Raw genomic sequence first — 1984 nt, 5'->3', positions numbered from 1 at the left:
TTAAATACACAAAATATCGCTGAGGTGTTTTAGGGTAATGATCCGTTCATCGACACTTTTTTGCACTTAATCCATATTTTTGCCAGATACCGAAAAATAAGGGTTTTTCGACGAATTACAACCGGGAAGAGACAGGTATTGGGCGTTTTATATATATAAAACGCCCCAAGTGATGAAAACGATTGTAACTTTAATTTTTGTTCTTTTTATCGGAGTAGCTGCACAAGCTCAGGATTCTAAAGTTGATACCAAAGTAGAAACAATAGAAATGAGTATCGTTACTTCAACTACAAAAGAAAACACTGTTGCTCGTTTGTACAACAACAAGAATAGCCGAGTAAAGAAAGCTTTATCATTTACTACAAAAAGAAACAAAGCTAAATTGGCTTAATATCTACTCCTTGAGAATTCTTAAAAAATACTAATATTAACTGTTTTAGAAATAATCAGGTTTATAAAATTTTATTCGTTGAGTTTAGCCGAATAATCTCCCAGGGCGTTCATAATACCAAAAAATTCATTTGCGCCTTCCTGACTGCTTAAAGAAGTGTTCATCATCAAAAATCTTCCTATGCCGGTTGTTGGATCAAAAAACATTAAAGAGGATACCCCTGGATCACCACCGGTGTGCCCAATGGTTCCATTGCCACTATGCCCCATAAAGATGCCCATATTGTATTCATCATTATAAGGGAATACACTATCGCGCTCCTCAAAATGAGATTCGTTGAGTTGTTCTTTAAAATACTCCTTATAACTGTCCGGATTCAATAGGGTTCCTTTGCCCGTCTTAGCTTTGATTAATTCTGAAAGGTACTTTCCCATATCCTTTGCGGTAGTCCGCATCCCGCCATCGGGATAAGTAATTAATTCATAGAAAGGTAATTCAGTTTCTTTGTCGGAGTACAGTTTAGAATGCATAGACAAATCAATCTGATCATAAGACCAGCCCGATGCATCCATCTTTAATGGATTGAGGATGTATTTAGCAGTAAATTGATCAAAAGGAACGCCCGTGGCCTGTTCCAAAACTAAAGCAGCAAGGGTCGCACCTATATTGGAATAGTCGAATTTTGTTCCAGGTAGTTCTTTTAAGAACCCATTTTTTTTATAATATTTTCCTTTAGCGTCCAAAATCATTGGCAGAAATTTCAATAAAGTAGTTTTAGTGGAAGGTGAATTAAAGGTTTCATTCAGATCCTTCAGCTTGCCGGCAGGAATGTTTTCTTTTAATACATAAGATTTTTTATCGTAATATTTGGTATCGGTAATTGATGAAGTATGTGTTGCCAGATGCCTAATGGTAATTTCTTTTTCAGGAAAATATGGATTGATTACTTTAAATGGGAGATAGCTATTTATGGGATCATCCAATTTTAACTTTCCCAATTCCTGTGCCTTCATAAGTGAAATCCCAATAAAGGTTTTTGAAATAGAGGCTATATTTTGTACCGTACTATCTGTATAAGGCTTTTTAGCTGCAACATCCATATAACCAAATCCTTTTTGATAAAGGGGTCCTGTATCATTCACTAGGGTTACTGCGTAACCATTTATATAACCCAGGCTATATAGCTCATTTAGAGCTTGAGTCAGGGAATCGGTATTAACTAGTGCAGGAAGAGAATGCTGTTGATTTATAGTTTTGGGACCATTTATATATGCTAAAAGCAGGATAACGAAGAGGCTAACTGTCCAGATTGGTTTCATTGATGGGTTTTTAGATAGAAATTGACTAGTGATACGAGCTAAAATAACCATTTATTACACTTATTTAGGTTCTAAAACAGTTTAAAATGATCTCTATTTTTATTATTTCTACTATTTTTTGTCCTTGAATTGTATTCCGATTATCGGTTAAATACACAAAATATCGCTGAGGTGTTTTAGGGTAATGATCCGTTCATCGACACTTTTTTGCACTTAATCCATATTTTTGCCAGATACCGAAAAATAAGGGTTTTTCGACGAATTACAACCGGGA

At 35.2% G+C, this 1984-nt stretch carries 2 protein-coding genes; one reads left to right on the top strand and one right to left on the bottom strand.

Annotation, left to right across the window (positions count from 1 at the left end; translation table 11 throughout):
* Positions 1 to 172 precede the first annotated feature (172 nt).
* The gene (locus WBN20_RS12675; protein WP_424281954.1) at positions 173 to 391 is read left to right on the top strand and encodes a hypothetical protein; all 219 of its coding nucleotides are present in this window, start codon (positions 173 to 175) and stop codon (positions 389 to 391) included.
* A 71-nt stretch (positions 392 to 462) separates the two neighbouring features.
* Here the strand turns inward: WBN20_RS12675 and WBN20_RS12670 are convergent, their stop codons facing one another.
* On the bottom strand, positions 463 to 1710 hold the full coding sequence (locus tag WBN20_RS12670) for a serine hydrolase domain-containing protein (protein WP_424281953.1): 1248 nt from the start codon (positions 1708 to 1710) through the stop codon (positions 463 to 465).
* Positions 1711 to 1984 lie beyond the last annotated feature (274 nt).

It is taken from the genome of Eudoraea sp. (genome assembly GCF_049665975.1).
In the GTDB taxonomy this organism is placed as follows: domain Bacteria; phylum Bacteroidota; class Bacteroidia; order Flavobacteriales; family Flavobacteriaceae; genus Eudoraea.
This window is presented reverse-complemented; position numbering and strand designations above follow the sequence as displayed.

Excerpts from the sequence above, each read along its gene's own strand:
- WBN20_RS12675 (WP_424281954.1), top strand. The coding sequence starts at position 173 with ATGAAAACGATTGTAACTTTAATTTTTGTTCTTTTTATCGGAGTAGCT.
- WBN20_RS12670 (WP_424281953.1), bottom strand. The coding sequence starts at position 1,710 with ATGAAACCAATCTGGACAGTTAGCCTCTTCGTTATCCTGCTTTTAGCA.